The organism is Actinomadura sp. J1-007 (genome assembly GCF_009793335.1).
GTDB classification, from domain to species: domain Bacteria; phylum Actinomycetota; class Actinomycetes; order Streptosporangiales; family Streptosporangiaceae; genus Spirillospora; species Spirillospora yumaensis.
Window position 1 is genome coordinate 1,668,638 of the sequence record NZ_WING01000001.1, and the last position, 15,792, is coordinate 1,684,429.

At 72.4% G+C, this 15,792-nt stretch carries 9 protein-coding genes and 1 pseudogene; all 10 read right to left on the reverse strand.

Annotated features, from left to right (window positions below):
• Positions 1–112: 112 nt before the first annotated feature.
• Entirely contained in the window at positions 113–1,165 is a 1,053-nt protein-coding gene (locus GEV43_RS07535) for a lytic transglycosylase domain-containing protein (RefSeq protein WP_160820059.1), read from the reverse strand.
• On the reverse strand, positions 1,162–1,806 hold the full coding sequence (locus GEV43_RS07540) for a conjugal transfer protein (RefSeq protein ID WP_160820060.1): 645 nt from the start codon (positions 1,804–1,806) through the stop codon (positions 1,162–1,164). Before GEV43_RS07540 ends, GEV43_RS07535 begins: the two co-directional genes overlap by 4 nt.
• On the reverse strand, positions 1,806–4,352 hold the full coding sequence (locus tag GEV43_RS53670; protein WP_164717179.1) for a type IV secretion system protein: 2,547 nt from the start codon (positions 4,350–4,352) through the stop codon (positions 1,806–1,808). Before GEV43_RS53670 ends, GEV43_RS07540 begins: the two co-directional genes overlap by 1 nt.
• Entirely contained in the window at positions 4,349–6,838 is a 2,490-nt protein-coding gene (locus tag GEV43_RS07550) for an ATP-binding protein (protein WP_160820061.1), read from the reverse strand. The genes GEV43_RS53670 and GEV43_RS07550 overlap by 4 nt, the downstream gene beginning before the upstream one ends.
• Before the next feature lie 121 nt (positions 6,839–6,959).
• The gene (locus GEV43_RS49650; RefSeq protein WP_241682825.1) at positions 6,960–11,054 is read right to left on the reverse strand and encodes a hypothetical protein; all 4,095 of its coding nucleotides are present in this window, start codon (positions 11,052–11,054) and stop codon (positions 6,960–6,962) included.
• Between the two features lie 163 nt (positions 11,055–11,217).
• A pseudogene (locus GEV43_RS55890) lies at positions 11,218–11,511 on the reverse strand (conjugal transfer protein); the annotation flags it as partial.
• An 89-nt stretch (positions 11,512–11,600) separates the two neighbouring features.
• The gene (locus GEV43_RS07565) at positions 11,601–11,885 is read right to left on the reverse strand and encodes a hypothetical protein (protein WP_160820064.1); all 285 of its coding nucleotides are present in this window, start codon (positions 11,883–11,885) and stop codon (positions 11,601–11,603) included.
• 51 nt (positions 11,886–11,936) lie between these two features.
• On the reverse strand, positions 11,937–12,878 hold the full coding sequence (locus GEV43_RS49655) for a conjugal transfer protein (RefSeq protein WP_309239510.1): 942 nt from the start codon (positions 12,876–12,878) through the stop codon (positions 11,937–11,939).
• A 620-nt stretch (positions 12,879–13,498) separates the two neighbouring features.
• The gene (gene ychF / locus GEV43_RS07575) at positions 13,499–14,590 is read right to left on the reverse strand and encodes a redox-regulated ATPase YchF (RefSeq protein ID WP_160820065.1); all 1,092 of its coding nucleotides are present in this window, start codon (positions 14,588–14,590) and stop codon (positions 13,499–13,501) included.
• 114 nt (positions 14,591–14,704) lie between these two features.
• Positions 14,705–15,712, reverse strand: coding sequence for an alpha/beta hydrolase (locus GEV43_RS07580; RefSeq protein WP_160820066.1), 1,008 nt, complete (start codon positions 15,710–15,712; stop codon positions 14,705–14,707).
• Between the last annotated feature and the right edge of the window lie 80 nt (positions 15,713–15,792).

Sequence of the window (15,792 nt, forward strand, 5' to 3'; positions counted from 1 at the left end):
CCTCGAACCCACCCCCAAATCACAATCCGATGACCATGCGTTTCATGCGGATCGCGCAGAAGCGGTTCGGGGTTGTGCACGAGTGCACGCCTCGGGCGGGTTAGCCGCCGGGTTACTGGGCGGCCAGTTCGGAGAGCTTCTGCTTGAAGGCGGGACGGGCCAGGGGGCGGGTGGAGCCGATCCAGTCGGGGCGCTTGTAGGACTTGACGCCGATGTTGGGGACGCAGGTCGAGCAGCTCGCGACGATCATCTTGCCGTTCCCGATGACCATGCCGACATGGCCCGGGTTGTCGGTGGACGTGCCCGGCCCGGAGTTGAAGAAGACCAGGTCGCCCGGCTGTTCGGTGCCCTTCTTGATTTTGACGCCGAACGGCCACTGCTCGAAGGTGGTGCGGGGAATGGCGAGGCCGACGCTGCGGTACGCGGCCTGGAGGATGCTGGAGCAGTCCCACGCGTCGGGGCCGTTCGCGCCGAAGATGTAGCGCTTGCCCCGTTGAGCCATGGCGAACGCGATGATGCGCTTGACGAGTTCGCTGGCATTGGCGGGAAGCTGGTTGTCCTGGCATTCCACACCGTTGGACTGAACGACCTTGAAATCGCCGCCGACGTACTTCTTCGCCCAGTCCAGGACGAGGTTCACGTAGTCCCACGAGTGGTTGTACTGGAAGATCGCGGTGCGCATTCGCTGGGGCGCGCCATTGTGCTTGAGGTACGCGGCGGCGCTCGGGATCGCGTCGTCCGGGTCGTAGCGGTCCTTCTTCCCGTCCTTGTCGCCGTCCACGCCGAACGAGTCGAAGGTGGGCTGGAGGAACTGCATCGGCCCGCCCGCGCCCGCGTAGTTCTCGCCTTTGCTGACGCCGGGGAGCTTGGACGTTCCGTGGCTCGTCTCGACCTTTCCGATTCCCGCGAGGACGTTCCACGGGATGCCGTACCGGTCGCCGGCCTTCTTGTAGAGGTCGAGGTAGTTGGCGGGGATGGCCTTGGCGTCGGTCGCGGCGGCGGGCTGGGCCCCGGCCTGCGAGACGTCCACGCAGCCGCCGCTGCCCGCGCCGCCGCCGAACATGAACTGGCTCGCGCCGAAGAGCGTCGGTACGACCATGAGCGCGACGAACAGCATCCCGGCGACGCCCAGGGCTCCGGCGACGAGGAGGTTGCGGCGGTTCATCCCGTGTCGCCCTGCTGCCCGGCGTCGGCGGGCGCGAAGGAGTAGACCTTCAGCGACCCGCCGTCACGCGCGACGGTCACCGCGTACTGCTCGCTCTTCTGGGTCTTCTTGCCTCCCTCGGTGACCTCCTGCTTGCCCGTCACCAGGAAGATGACCGAGTTGTCCTCGATATCGCGGACGCGGTCGAGGGTGGCGCCGCCGGTCGCGACCGTCTGCTGCTGCCGGCGGTCCTCGATCAGTCCGGGCGCCGTCGCGCCGCGTTCCAGCTCGGCGCGCAGTTCCCCGGTGACCATCGGCGCGAGGCGCCCGATGTAGGTCTTCGGGTCCTCGTCGAAGCGGAACGTCCCGTACGCGGCCGTGAACCGCTGGGCCAGGTCGGCCGCCGTACCGAACTCCGCCTGCGAGAACGGCAGCAGCCGGTAGATGTCGAACCCGCCCGGCGACACCGGCGTCGCGATGCCGGGCGGCGGCGACGCCGGGCCGGTGGGCCCGGTCGGCGTGGCGGTCGGGCGGGCGGACGGCGCGGGGTCGGCGCCGGAGTCGTGGTCCGGCGCCGCGACCGTCAGGTAGACGCCGACGGCTGCCAGCACCACGACGAGCCCGCCGAAGACGAGCTTGCGCTGGCGGTCCGACAGGTTCATCACTCGTCCCGGTCGACCGGACGCAGCCAGAACGGGATCGGCGGCTCGCCCTCGTCTCCGCGCCGACCCCACAGCGGGGGCGCGGCCTGCTGCCCTCCCGCGCCGCCGGAGCCCGAGTCGCCCGCGCCGGCGCGCGGCTTCGGCACCCCGGACGCCGGGTCCTTGCCTCGGGTGGGCGCGCTCCCTCCGCCCTTCCCTCCGGACGGCTTCCCGCCGCCGGAAGGAGGCGCGGTGCCACCGCCGCCGCGTCCACGGCCACGTCCCGCGCCACCGGACGAACGGCCGACGCCGGCGAACCAGCCGCCGCCACCGCCGGACGAGCCTTCCGACCCGCCGCCCGACCCGTTGCCGCCAGGACCACCGGAACCGCCAGAGCCGCCGCCGGACGGTGTGCCGCCGCCTCCGCCCCGGCCCGACCACGACGTGGGACGGGAGGACGATCCGGCGCCGGACGCCCTGATCCCGCCGGACGTTCCCGGCCCCGCGCCCGCGGCCCCGGCACCGGCCGCCCCGGCGCCCGCGCCCGCCGAACCGCCGCTCGGACGGGACGTTCCGCTAGGACGGGCCGCCGCGATACCACCGCCCGGACGAGCCGCGGCCGAACCGTTGGAGTCGCCGCGCTTGTCGCTCAACGCCCCCGCACGCGAGGGGAGGTTGAGCGGGGGCGCGCCGCGCGTGGAGCGTCCCTGTCCGGCGGCCGCACCGGTGCGGGGCTTCGCCGCGAGGACCGGCGCCGCGTCCGGCGACACCCCGTCGCCCGCTGCGGCCGAACGCCGCTCGGCGGCCGTTCCGGAGCCGACCGACGCGTCCGAGAGCCCGCCCGCCGCGGCCTCCGCCGCCGCGTCGCGCTTGCCTCCCCACCGGCCCAGCCGGTAACCGGCCGCGGCGGGAGCCGCGACGGCGCCCGCGAGCGCGGTGGTGTTCTTGCGCGCCTCGAGGATGGACTTGTCGAGCTGCGCCTCACCCTTGTCGCGCGCCCCGACCGCCGAGTAGCCGACCGCCGAGAACAGATGCTGGAACGGCTTGCGGTAGATGAACGCCGCGGCCGTAACGAGCGCGATCAGCAGGATCTGCAAGCCCCACGGCAGCGTCTCGCCGAGGATCAGCCCGTACGCCCACAGCAGCAGCGACAGTACCCCGATGAGGGCCGCCTGTTTCAGCAGCATCGACAGCAGCAGTTCGAGCCATCTGATCGCGATCACCCGGCCGATGCCCGGATGGATCCCGATCCCGAGGAAGATCGGCCCGGCCACGAGCAGCAGCAGGAACGCGATCTTGACGACGATCAGCGCGATCGCGATCACCAGGATCAGCAGCCCCGCCACCAGGGCCGCGAACAGCCCGCCGAACGCCACCGCGAGGCGGCTCGTCCAGTTCTTGCCCTGGAACAGCGGGTAGACGCCGGAGTGGTCCTCCTTGATGCTCTTGGAGACCTCCTTGTAGGCGTCGGCCTTCTTCGCGAGGTCGACCTTCTGGCCGCCGTACGTCTCGGGCAGGTCCACGGCCTGCGACCACAGCAGCTTGTCGGCGTTGTCCTTGACGACCTTGGCGTTCGGGTCGGTAGTGCCGAACTCGCCCATCAGCCACGGCTTGCACACGAGCGCGACCCACAGCCCGTTGGCGTTGCGCGTCGTGGCGTCCATCGTCGGGTCGGCCGTCGGGCTCCGCCGCCCCTCGGGCGGCGGGATGCACGTACTGCCCTTGGTGTCGCTCTGCGGCAGCGCGGCGTTGAACGCGGCGCTCGTCGCCTCCGACACCTTCGTCCCGAGCGTGGTGAAGTCGGCGGGCCGGGCGACGAGCCAGATCAGCGCCACCATCGCGGCGACCATCCAGATCACGCCCTCGGTGACCTTGCTGGCACGCTTGCGGACCAGGCCCCACCAGGCCAGCCACATCGCGCCGAGGATGACCACCCACGACCAGTACCGGGCGTTGAACGTCTTGCCCATGCCGGTGATCACGCCGTCGACGGTGCTCTTCAGCCAGCCGAGCAGCGACTCCGACGCCGCCGCCTGGTAGACGCTGATCGTGGTCCGGTCGATCGCGCGCACCAGCGTGAACGTGGTGTTGGCGAGGGCGTTGCCCATCATCGCCATCGCGTCCGAGCAGCCCATGTCGACCGCGTACCAGCTCTGGCCGGCCGTCCCGAACCGGTCGTAGTACGTCAGGTCCTCGACCGGCGTCTTCTGGAGCTTGGCGTCCGGGTAGTCGGGCGGCTTGATCATCCCGTCCGTCCCGGACCCGTACGACTCCGGCGCGGGGTTGTCGGCCGGCCGGCACGCGTCGCTCGGGCTCGGCAGCGGGATCGACGCCGACGCCGGTGACACCGGGCTGATGAGGAACATCGCCATGATGACGAGCAGCAGCGCCGAACGGCGGCTCCGCGGCCGATGGCGACGCCCGCGGCCGGGCCTGCGGGTGCGCGCCAGCGGGCCCGGGAGGAGGGAGCGGGCGCGGCCGGAGGAACGGGGGTGGAACTGGGCGGGGTCGAGCCCTTCGCCGGGTGAGCGCTGGAGGCGCGTCGCCCGGTTGCGGGGACCTGTCATCGATGGGCCTCCTCGACCTCGGCCCCCGCGGCGGTCAGTGCTGCCGACTCCGGACGGGACCGGGTCGGGTTGGTGTCCAGCCAGCGCTGGAGCTCCTCGGAGATCAGGTCGACGCCGATGCGGCCGGCGCGGCCGTCCAGGTCGCGGAAGATGCACTCGCCGTTGCCGAGGTTGCGCAGCACGGCCTTGTGCTCGTCGGACGCCTCCACCCCGAGAAGCGCCATGACGTTCCCGACCTCGACCCGTTCGGAGGAACGGAAGGAGAACACCGACGACAGGCAGTTGGTCACCTGCTCATTCAAGAGGTCTCCGGCGTTCTGCGACACCAGGATCAACGCAGTGTTGCGAGAACGGCCCATTCTCGACACTTCCGGCACCAGCTTGGCCCCTTCGGGTGTCGATGTGATGGCCCACGCCTCGTCCAGGAAGATCGCCTTCGGCAGCCGCCGGTCGAGGCCGTGCATGAGGCGCCGCGCGAACTGCGACACCAGGTACATCAGCGCGACCGACAGCCGCTGCTCGTACGAGTAGTCCTCGCGCGAGATCGTCACGTCCGGCAGCGTGAGGCCGCCGAGCGTGAACACGGTCGTCCACCCGGCGGTGTCGATGCGCTCGCCGCCGGACGGGTCGAAGCAGAGCCGCGCGAGCCGCATCTCCGACATCGAGCGGAGCACCGCCCCGAGGTTCTTGGACGCCGGGTCCTCCGAGCCCTCCAGATGGTCGACCACGCGGCCGAGGGACGGGCGCTCGGCGTTGGCGACGGCGCCGACCGCCTGGATCATCGCCGACTCGCGCTCCTCCGACATGCGGGGCAGCAGCAGCCGCAGCGTCTCGGTCGCCATCGTCTTCTTCGCCGCGAGGTCGTCCCCGAACGAGAACGGGTCGAGCAGCCCCGGGGCGGCCGACCCGAGCGGCAGGATCCGCGCCTTGCGGCCCCGCGCCTTGAGCAGTTCGACGAGCGACTCGGCGTCGCCCTTCGGGTCGATCGCGGCGACCGTGACCCCGCGCAGCGACATCTGGTAGATCAGCATCAGCGCGAGGGTGGTCTTGCCGCCGCCCGGCTCACCGGTGATCGCGACGGCCGTCGGCCGGTTGCGGGCCGCGGCGACGAGCGGGTCGAAGTGGACGATCGACCGCGCCCGGCCGAGCGTCTCCCCGATGTAGGGCCCGATCCAGCCCTCGCCGTTCTCGTCGGTGCGGTCGCCGAGGTCGACGGTCGCGACCGGCATCCCGCCCGCGATGGTGCGCAGCGGCTGCCGCTGCGCGTACGCGTTGAGCCGCAGCCGGTCGCCCGGCAGCGACTCCAGGAACAGCGAGAACTGGTCGCCGGTCGAGTTGACCACGTCGATGCCGATGTCGCGGTAGTGCTCGACCACCGCGTCCACCCGCTGCGCGAGCAGGTCCTCCGTCGGCGCCGACACGATCAGCCGGTGCCAGCCGTAGACGAACGGGAGCCGTTCCTTGGTGATGCCGTGCTCCAGCATCCGGGCCGCGTCGATCTGCTCGGCGAGCGCGATCGGCGCCTCCGCGCCCGCCTCCCGGATGTGCTGGTCCATGTCGCGGGCGTGCGCGAGCTTGCGCGAGACGTCCTTGGACGCCTTGGCGGGCGGGATCAGCTTCATCCGCGCGCTGATCTCGACGGGGAACGGCAGCGCGTCCGCGTAGTGGAACCAGGGCTCCCCGTCCGGGAACGCCATCATGTCCGGGAAGCGGGCGAACGACAGGTACGCGACGTACGACTGCGCCGTCGCGCCCCGTCCCGCGCCCGTGAAGTTGGGCTGCTCGACCCTCAGGTACGAGCGGCCGTTGTGGATCGCCCCCTCGACCAGCGCCTCGATCTCGCCCTTGCCCCACGTGCGGCGCGGGACGGCGGACGGCGGCGGGTCGGCGAGCGACCCCGTCACCGCGTGCTGGAACAGCCACGCGACCTCGGTGGACGTCGCGTGCCGCGCGTAGAGGGCGGAGCCGCCGAGGGCGCGGCCGATCCGTTCGGCCTGGTCGGTCCAGCGCGCGATCTCCTTCTTGTCGATCGCGTCGTCGTGGACGCCGAGGACCTTCTCGCTCCTGTTGTAGAAGCCGAGGAGCTGCGCGAGGACGCCGCCCGACAGGTGCGCGCCCATGCCGCGCGGCCCGAGCCGGACGCCGAGGTAGACCTCCTTGGTCCAGAAGTCCTTCGCCCAGACGTGCGCGTACGTCTCCTCCAGGTACTCGCGCCAGCCCGAGCCGCCGTCGGAGGTCTGGTCGAGCGCGAGCGCCCACTCCGCCGCCGGGTACGTGCGGTGCGCGATCCGCAGGTGCACCTCGGCGTCCTGCATCCGGATCCCGGCGAGCGCGATCGTGATGTTGGTGGCGAGCGCCTCGCGCTCCTCCCCCGTCGTGAACTCGTACGACACCGTCGGCAGCCTGAAGTACGCCCAGGCGGCGGTGTCGGTGAGCAGCACGCGGTCGTCGAAGTACCGCACCGCCAGCCGGCTGGACTTGCTCATCGTGGTTCCCCCGAAGCGCGGGCGGCGTCCGGCGCGCACGCGGCGCCGGCGCCGCGGAGCCGGTCACGGAACGGGTCGTCGGGCCCGGCCTGCGCGGGTCCGCGCGGGCGCGTGGGGGCGCTCATCGGGTGGCCTCCTGCTCCTGCTGAAGCTCCTGGTAACGCTCGGGCACGACGGTGAACCCGCCGGCGACCACGCCGGCGAGGGCAAGATAGGCACGCCGCGTCGGCGCGCGCAACGACTTGAGCTCGTTGCGCGGCGCGCGGTCCATGCTGAGGTGATCATCCCACGGGATCCGCACCAGGGCCCGGCAGCGGCCCCGGGCGACCGCTTCGGCCTGCTCGACGTCGTCCATGCTGCGCCGGCTGACCCCGTTGATCACCGTCACGGCGCGGGACCGCAGATCCTCATATCCGTGTCCGTCGAGCCACTCGAATGTCATGGCGACGGCACGTGGCGCGTCGGCGCTCGCGGGCGCGACCAGCACCACCTGGTCGGCGTACGGCAGCACGCGCGCGACCACCGCCGCCGCCGCGTCGAGCAGCGTCACGGAGTAGAACCGGTCGATCGTCCGGATCGCGAGCGCGTAGTCGCGGTCGTCGAGGGCCTGCAACGGGTTCTTCCCGGCCGCGATCACGTCCAGGCCCGACTTGGCCTGCGAGGTGTAGCGCCGCATCGCGGTCAGGCTGCCGACCTGGTCGGCCCGCGTGATGAGCCCGGTCAGCGTCTCGTTGGTCTCGCTCCGCGTGCGCCGCGCCAGCGCCCCGGGGCCGGGGTTGACGTCGATCGCGACGACGGGCTCGCCGTTGTGCTGCGCGAACGTGTGCCCCAGCATCAGCGCGGTCACGGTCTGCCCCGCGCCGCCGGTGCAGCCGAGCACCACGACGTGCCGCGTCCCGTGGAACGGCTGCTGCAACCGCATCTGGTACTCGGCGTCGGCCTCGCCGTGCCCGCCGCCGACCGCCTGGATCAGGCGGCGCAGCCCGCCGCTGGTGACCTCGTGCTCGGGGTCGGGCGGCGTGATCGCCGGGCCGGACGGCGGCGGCGCCGGAGGCGGCGGCAACGGCCTCGGCCGCACCGGCGACGCGGGCCCGGACCGCACCTCGCGCGGCGGCGGCTGCTCCTCCGGAACGGGCTGCTGCGGCTCCGGCTCGATCGGGATGCCCTGCGGCGGCATCGCAGGAGGCGTCCCCTGCGAGAACCCCTGCTGCGGCACAGGCTGCTGCGGAGGCGCGGACGGTTGCTCCGGCGGCTCCTGCTGAACGGGCCCGTCCCGCCGCGGCGCGGGAACCGGCGGCCACACCATCGCATCGGTCGACGCGGGCCGCGCGGGCTTGGACAGCCCCTTGGACCACGGCTTCGGCGGCTCCCTGCGCAACGGAGGCTGCTGCGCCCCCTCCCCCTTGGCAGGCCGCCACTCCGCGTCGTCGCCGCCGTTCTCCCCTGCCGGAGCACCGAACGCCCCCGGCACCATCGGAATATCCGGCCGAGTCGGCTGCGGAGCCTGCGCCGGCTGCTGCGGGGGCCTCGGCGCTTGCGGAGGCTGCGGAGACTCGCCCGGACGCGACGCACGCGGCGACTGCGGCGCTTGCGGAGGCTGCGGCGCTTGCGTGTGCGGCGGCGCTTGCGGAGGCTGCGTCGGCTGCGGAACCTGCGGGGGCGGCACCGCTTGCGACGGCTGCGTCGGCGACGGGGGCGTCACCGGCTCGCCCTCCGTTCCCTGCCCGCGCCCACCGCCCGCAGCCGTTCCCGGCCGCGTCGTACCGGGGAACGGCTGCTCTGGCCGTTCGACACCGCGCTCCCGCGCCACCAAGCGATCTCCGTCCGGTCCCTGAACGCCCGGCTGCCGCACGTTCGGCTGCCCCGCGCCCGGCGCGGGGACGTTGGGCCGCTGGCCGCCGGGCAGCCCCCTGCCGGGCCCCTGGACGCCAGGCTGCTGAACGCCCGGCGTCCGCTCGCCCGGCGACTGAACACCCGGCTGTCGAACGTTAGGCCGCTGAGCACCCGCTCCGGGCCCGTTCGCCTGTACGTGGTGCGGCTGCCCTGCCGAAGGCTGCCCGAACGCAGGCGACTGCGGCCTCTGCTGCGCCCGCTCGGCGTCCTCACGGGACTCCTGGGCGCCAGCCCGTTCTCTACCTGTCGAGGCATCTCCCGGCGCCTGCGCGGCCATCGGACGCGACGCGGCGGGACGTTCGTCCGCGTGCCGCTCTCCGGCGGCCTCGTCGTCGGCGGGTCCCTGCGCAGCCATGGGCCGCTCCGGAACGGACCATCCGGCGACGGGACGCATCACCGCCGGTGGCTGAGCCGCCGGAACGCCAACAACCGGCTGCTCGCCAGCGGACGGCACGTCGGTCGGCTCCTGCGCGTTCTCCGGCCCGGCCCCGAACGCAGCGGGAGCGACCTTCTGCTCCGGCTCCTGCCGCCCCTGCGTTCCCCGCCCTGGCGTGGACTGCTCCGTTCCCGCGCCTTCCTGCTCGCTCGCCTCCGTGCTGGCGCCTGTCGCCGCCGCCGGACGCGGACGTTCGGAAGCGCCGTGCTCGTTCGCAGCGCGTTCGCCCTCCGACTCCCGATCGCTACTGGCGACGGACTCGGTGGCCGGGCGCGAAGGCTCGGAGATGGTCTGGTCGCTGGGGACGCTCTCGCCGGCCGACTCCTGGTCTCTGCTGACGTCCGCCGGTGCGTTGGCCTGGCTGGGGAGGTCTTCGCGGGTCTGCTGCTCGTGTTCCCTGGCCACGCCGTCTTCGCCGGTTTGCGGTCCGACGGGCTCGTTGAGAACGTCGCGCAGGCCCCGGGTCCTGCCTGTCCTTCCGCTGCGGGGCGCCTTCGCGGGGGCCGGTCGCCAAGCGTCGGCGACGCCGGGAGCGTCCTCCTGGGCGTGCTCGTGACTCGTCGGCGTGGGCGGCTGGTCCTCGGACTCCGCCTGCTCCTCCGCGACAACGGACGACTCCGGGACGCCGTCTTCACGCGCAGCTGCGCCGACCTTCTGGTCTGAAGTCTGCTGCGCAACGGCTTCCCGCGTGGTCTCGCCCGCCTTCCGCTCGGGGTCTTCCTGCGGAACGTCCTCGCGCGTGGCTTCGTCAGTCCCCTGAGCGGGACTCTCCTGCGAAACGCCTTCGCGCGTGGCCTCGCCAGTCCCCTGAGCAGGCCCCTCCGCCGGAACGACTTCGTGCGCGGCCTCGCCGGCCCTCTCGTCAGCGCTGTGCTGCGGAACGTCCTCGCGCGGGGCTTCCTGGGCCTCCCGATCGGCCGCCTGCTGCGGGACGTCTTCGCGGGTGGTCGGGGCGTTCGGTGGGGCCGCCTCGGCTGGGGTGCTTGCTGCGGACTGGGGCTTGGGCGTCGGCTGGTGGGCGTCGGCGTCCGCGGTGGCCTTGGACGCAGCGGGATGCGGGTGGACGTTCGCGGGCGGGACTTCTGCGGGCCCCTGCGAGGTGTCAGTGCGCGGGGTCTCTGCGGGCGGTTGGGTGGAGGGCCGTTGCGGAACGTCTTCGCGGGTCGGCCCGGCGTCGGCCTTCGATGGCGTCCGCTGCGGCAGGTCGTCGCGGGTGGCGGCGGTGCGCCACGCGGGCGGCTGCTGCGGAATGTCAGGACGGGTGGCGGGGCCCGGCGTCGCGGCGGACGCGGGCGTGGGGCCCGGCGTCGCGGCGGACGCGGGTGCAGAGGTCGGGGTCGTGGTGGGCGGCTCGGCTGGGGAGATCGCTTGCCAGAACTCGCCTTCGGAGCCCGGGCGGCGGACGCCGGACGCCAGCGCGCGCTTGCCCGAACCCGCCGCGGGCTCGGCCGGGGGCGTCTCCAGTTGCGGGGTGGCCGGTGGACGCTCGATCTGGACGTCGTCCTCGTGGGAGATGTCGCGGGACGTGCGGCGCCACGGCTTGCGCTGCGGCGCGTGCTCGGGGCCCGCGACGCGGACGTCGTCCTCGGTGCCGAGCGTTCCCGGCATCCCGGACGTGCCCAGAGACCCGGGCGCCTGCGCCGGGGTACGGGCCAGCGACGCGGACGGGCTCGGTGCCGTCGGTTGCGCGAAGGCGGTCGGCTGGTAGTCCGGGCGCGCGGCGGGCTGGTGGGCGGGAGGCGGGGGGACGGACGCGGGCTGCGGGAGGACGGTGTGCGAGGGGACGGCCTCGCGCTGGGCGGCGTACTCGGCGAGCGGCTGCGGGGCGTCGGCCATGGCGGGGCCGGGCAGGAGGGTCGCGGCGGTGGGGACGGCCGCCTCCTGCACGGCGGGACGGGCCTGCGCCGACTTCCGGGCCTTGCGGGCCTTGCGGGACTTGACGGCCGCGCGTTCGGGGCGGCGACCGGGGCGGGCGCCTGGGGCGGCGCCAGACCCGGGCGACGATGACGACCTCGCGCGGCTCGCGGATGGGGGTGAGGCGGCACCAGGTGCGGGGTTCGGCCAGGTAGCGGCCCTGCGAGAGCAGCAGTTCGGTGAGGCGCTTGCCCTCGATGACGGGACGGGTCGCCATCCACGTCAGGATGCCCGGCGGGACGATGTAGAGCACGTGCCACGGGGACTCGAACGGGATCCCCACGAACTTCAGCAGGAGGATCCAGGGGACGAACACGCCCGCGAACACGCCGATCTGTACCAGTGGCAGAGGCATCGGAAGCCGCAGGTCGTACAGCTTGTACAGCCGCTTCTCGATGCGCCATATGTTCGTGTACGTGGGTAGATCCACGCCCCTACTCCCCTAACTGCGCAAGCACAGTGTCGCCTGACGGCCCGCCCGGGGGCCGTGCCGGACCTCGACCGGACCCCGCCCCGGGGTCAGGTCATGTCCACGCCCAGGGCCTTGGCGATCGCCTTGGCCGTGGTCTCGATGATGTTGGGCACGTAGAAGACCACTCCAATGCCGATCGCCAGCACGATGAATTGAACGAACCGCGTGATCTCGCGGGTGAACAGAAAGAAGATCGCCACGATCGAGACGATCACGAGAAAGAGCGGGCCGAATATCTGGCGCAGCCAATCGGCGAGCTGATCGGTCTTGAGTTCATCATTGGGCGCCGCCAAGACCTCATGCGGAATCGACGCCATAATGTGGTGCAGCATCGACTTACTGCCTTCCTGGGTCGGCGGGGGTTGTCATCACGTCGCGGCCTCTCATGACGTGCTCGGTTCCGTACTGCCGCGAATGTCTCTCACGTACCAGGTCGTCCCCTTCTTGACCATCGCGAGCTGGTAGGACTGCGCCAGCTCGCCTCCGTTGCCCGCGGCGCCGCTGCCGGGGACCTGCCAGGTCACCGTGGCGGTGACCGTGCGTTCGCCCGCCGGTCCCTTCGGTGCGACGACGTCGTTGACCTGGACGAACTGGACCGCGTCGGCCAGGCCGCCGATCGCGGTGCCGTCGGAGAAGCGGGACAGGGCCGCCTGGTCGCCGTGGGCGTACGCTCCGAAGAAGGTACCGAGGAACGGCTTCAGCTCGCCCTCCAGGGCGGTGTCGCGGTCCTTGACGCCCTCCTGGGGCAGCGCGGCCTTGGTCGGCGGCGGCAGCAGCGCGGGCCGGCCGGAGATGACGAGCGCGCTGTTCTTGGCGTAGACGGGAACGGCCAGCCGGAACCACTTGTCGGCGCTGCGCGCGAGGAGGGTGACCGTCGCGTTGTTGGCGTCGCGGGCGTCGACTCCGGCGACCTGGACGGACTGCAACTGCAACGTGCCGACGCCGTTCCAGCCGAATTGCGCGTCGGTGCCGTCGGGCACGAACGTGCGCAATTGCTCGGCGCGCTGGGGGGCGGACTTCTGGTCGTAGTTGAGGTAGACGTTGGCGAACTGCAACGCGAACGCCCCGGCGGCGCTGCTCGGGAACTGCGCGGCCTTGCCGGGCTTCGCCTCGCCCGCCCCGTCGGACGACTCGTCGGCGGTGAACCGTTCGAACGGGGCGCGGATGCCGTTGACCAGGATGACGAGGATCAGCGCCCAGAGGATCGCGCGGCCGACCCACACCCACCAGCGCCCGCCGGAGCCGCCCAGCGGCCGCCGCCGCCGCGCCCGCCGTCGTCGGAGCGCCCGCGGCCGCGGCGGCCCCGCGGCTCCGGCACGTCCCACGGGTCGACGGACGACGCGCCGAGCGAGCGGCCCGGTGCCGACTCCTCGACCACGGCGGTCTCACGGCCGTGTCCCACGGCCGACCTGCGAGCCATCCTGCCTCCGCTCGCGCCTCGCCCCCGGTCGGCGCGGTCATGTGTGCCTGGTTCCTGTCGCGTGCGCGGGTCATTTCTGAACCCACCCCGGGCCCAGCGTAACCACGAGCGTCAATTGTTCCAGCGCATCGCGGCGAAGCACACCCCCGGCACGCGGTTGTGGATAATGCAATCCACCTCAGCAGGAACGGGGAAGATTGCCAAACGGTGACGATCCCGTATCCGATCCTCCGAACGGCGCGCCACACCCCGTTTCGGACAAGCAGGGCGACTCGGACGGTGCTTGCTGACCCCGTGACCGTCCGGACCGCAATCTATTCCCCCCGGAATCCGTCATAGTGTCGCCTTCGGGACACATCGCCCACCGAATGCGACCGCCCGACCGCAACCGGGCACCATCCCCGGCCCGCACACGCCGCGCGACCCGCACACGCCGCGCGACCCGCACACGCCGCGCGGCCCGCGCACGCGTCGGCCCCGGTCGCGCGGTGTGCGCGGCCGGGGGCCGGAAGACGCGGGGCGTGCTCAGACGTTGAAGCGGAACTCGACCACGTCGCCGTCGCGCATGACGTAGTCCTTGCCCTCCATCCGGACCTTCCCCGCCGTGCGGGCGGCGGCCATCGAGCCCTCGGCGACCAGGTCGTCGAACGAGACGATCTCGGCTTTGATGAAGCCGCGCTGGAAGTCGGTGTGGATGACGCCGGCGGCCTCGGGCGCGGTGGCGCCGCTGCGGATCGTCCAGGCGCGCGACTCCTTCGGCCCGGCCGTCAGGTAGGTCTGGAGGCCGAGGGTGCCGAACCCGATCCGGACGAGCTGCGACAGGCCGGACTCGTCCTGGCCCATGCCCTGGAGGAGCTCCAGGGCCTCGTCGTCGGGCAGCTCGATCAGCTCGGCCTCGATCTTGGCGTCCAGGAAGATGGCCTCGGCGGGGGCGACGAGGTCGCGCAGGCGCGCGCGCAGCGCCTCGTCGGTGAGCTCCTCCTCGTCCAGGTTGAAGACGTAGAGGAACGGCTTGGCCGTGAGCAGGTGCAGCTCGCGCAGCAGGGCGAGGTCGATCCCGGCCTTCTCGGCGCCCGCGAAGAGGGTGACGCCCTCGTCCAGGAGCTTCTGCGCGGCGGTGACGGCGTCGACGACGGCGAGCTTGTCCTTGTCCTTCTTGGTGCGGGCCTCCTTGTCGAGGCGCGGCAGGGCCTTCTCGATCGTCTGGAGGTCGGCGAGGATCAGCTCGGTGTTGATCGTCTCGATGTCGCGGGACGGGTCGGTGTCGCCGTCCACATGGGTCACGTCGGGGTCGTGGAACGCGCGGATGACCTGGCAGATCGCGTTGGTCTCGCGGATGTTGGCGAGGAACTTGTTGCCGAGCCCCTGCCCCTCCGAGGCGCCCTTGACGATCCCGGCGATGTCGACGAACTCCATCGTCGCCGGGATGATCTTCTGCGAGCCGAAGATGTCCGCCAGCCGCGCCAGCCGCGGGTCGGGCACCCCGACCACGCCGACGTTGGGCTCGATGGTCGCGAACGGGTAGTTCGCGGCCAGCGCGTCGTTCTTGGTCAGCGCGTTGAACAGGGTGGACTTGCCCACGTTCGGCAGGCCGACGATTCCGATGGAGAGGCTCACGGCCGTCAAGTTTATGGGCCCGCGCGACCCCGGACGGACGACGTCCCGGTGAACACCGCGTGATCCCGCCGTTCGGGCCACCGTCCGGAGGCCCCGCGCGGGCCCGGACGGGCGTCAGACGCCGGCGCCCAGCAGGAACTCGGCCATGTGCCGGAACGCGGCCTTGCCCTCGGGCATGAAGTCGGCGAAGACCGGGAAGACGTGCACGAGCCCGTCCCACTCCTGGTAGAGGACCTGGACCCCGGCGGCGCGGGCGCGTTCGGCGACGTCGAGGGTCTCGTCGCGCAGGATCTCCGTGCCGCTCGCCACGAACAGCATCGGCGGCAGGCCCGACAGGTCGGCCCTGCGTGGCGAGAACAGCGGGTCGTTCTCCTCCTTGTCGCGGCAGAACTCCCGTCCCAGCCAGGCGAGCTTCCCGGCGGGGATGAGCGCGTCGCTGCTCTTGTTGAGCCGGTGCGAGTCCGACTCGCAGAGCAGGTCCACCCAGGGCGACAGGCAGATCGCCGCGCCCGGCAGGGCGGTCTCGCGGCTCTTGAGGGCGAGCAGGAGGGCCAGCGTGAGGTGCCCGCCCGCGGAGTCCCCGCCGACGACGATGTTCCGCGGCGCGTACCCGCGCGAGAGCAGGAAGTCGTACGCGGCGAGCGCGTCGTCCAGCGCGTCGGCGGGCGTGTGGCGCGGCGCGAGCCGGTAGTCCAGCGCCAGGACGGGACGCCCGGTCGCCGCCGAGAGCCGCCAGTTGAACGGGCGGTAGAGGCGCGGACCGCCGAAGAAGTAGCCGCCGCCGTGCAGGTAGAGCAGGACCTTGTCCTCGTCCGGGGCCCCGGCCCGCACCCACTCCGCGGTACGCCCGTCCAGCTCCTGCGGCGTGATCGCGACGCCCCGCGGGACGGTCTGGAACCGCCCGAGCAGCGCGGTCGCCTTCTGGATCCACAGCAGCCCGGCCTCGGTGTCCGGGCTGTAGTGCCACGCGGTCTTCATGGACGTGCGGATGATCCGGTTGGCGACGCGGGCCTGGAGGGACGGCGGGCCGCCCGGCTCCAGCGCGAGGGCGCGGGCGACGCGCCGTTCGGCCGGGGTGGTCGCGACGGTCCTGATCGGAACGGGACGGATCCTGGTGGTCATGCGGTCTCCTCGGGGCAGGAGCGGCGTTTCGCCTGGTTCGCAGCCGTGTGGGGCGTTAGTGAACGCTGAGTCTAATTGCC

Bases quoted from the DNA above. Each gene is read 5' to 3' on its own strand.
- GEV43_RS07535 (WP_160820059.1), bottom strand. From the start codon at position 1,165: ATGAACCGCCGCAACCTCCTCGTCGCCGGAGCCCTGGGCGTCGCCGGG.
- GEV43_RS07540 (WP_160820060.1), bottom strand. From the start codon at position 1,806: ATGAACCTGTCGGACCGCCAGCGCAAGCTCGTCTTCGGCGGGCTCGTC.
- GEV43_RS53670 (WP_164717179.1), bottom strand. From the start codon at position 4,352: ATGACAGGTCCCCGCAACCGGGCGACGCGCCTCCAGCGCTCACCCGGC.
- GEV43_RS07550 (WP_160820061.1), bottom strand. From the start codon at position 6,838: ATGAGCAAGTCCAGCCGGCTGGCGGTGCGGTACTTCGACGACCGCGTG.
- GEV43_RS07565 (WP_160820064.1), bottom strand. From the start codon at position 11,885: ATGCTGCACCACATTATGGCGTCGATTCCGCATGAGGTCTTGGCGGCG.
- GEV43_RS07580 (WP_160820066.1), bottom strand. From the start codon at position 15,712: ATGACCACCAGGATCCGTCCCGTTCCGATCAGGACCGTCGCGACCACC.